Source organism: Pandoraea anhela, assembly GCF_902459655.1.
Classification (GTDB): Bacteria; Pseudomonadota; Gammaproteobacteria; order Burkholderiales; family Burkholderiaceae; genus Pandoraea; species Pandoraea anhela.
This window is the reverse complement of record NZ_CABPSB010000061.1, coordinates 1-505: the sequence shown is the minus strand read 5'-3', so window position 1 is coordinate 505 and position 505 is coordinate 1. Positions and strand designations below refer to the sequence as shown.

Annotated in this window: 1 protein-coding gene; it reads left to right on the top strand. The window is 61.8% G+C overall.

All coding sequences use genetic code 11. The features are described from left to right. Positions 1-505: ABC transporter permease subunit (locus tag PAN31108_RS26250; RefSeq protein ID WP_442417684.1), on the top strand; the 505-nt coding region annotated here is incomplete at both ends.

Here is a 505-nt window from a genome sequence, read left to right as displayed (position 1 = left end):
CGGTCGCTGCCGTGTTCGGCATTCTGCTCGGTGCGCCGACGCTGCGCCTGCGCGGCGACTATCTGGCCATCGTGACGTTGGGCTTCGGCGAAATCATCCGTATCTTCATGAACAACCTCGACCGGCCGGTGAACATCACCAACGGTCCGAAGGGGATCACCGGCATCCAGCCCGCCTCGCTGTTCGGCTTCGATTTCTCGAAGGCGCACGAGTTCTTCGGGTTCAAGGTCAGCTCGGTGTACATGTACTACTACCTGTTCGTGTTCCTCGCGTTGCTCATCGCATTCGTCTGCGTGCGCTTGCAGCATTCGCGTATCGGACGCGCCTGGGTCGCCATCCGTGAAGACGAAATCGCCGCCAAGGCGATGGGCATCAACACGCGCAACATCAAGCTGCTGGCGTTCGCGATGGGTGCGTCGTTCGGCGGCGTGGCCGGTGGCATGTTCTCGGCGTTCCAGGGCTTCGTCTCGCCCGAGTCGTTCACGTTCTGGGAGTCGATCGTCGT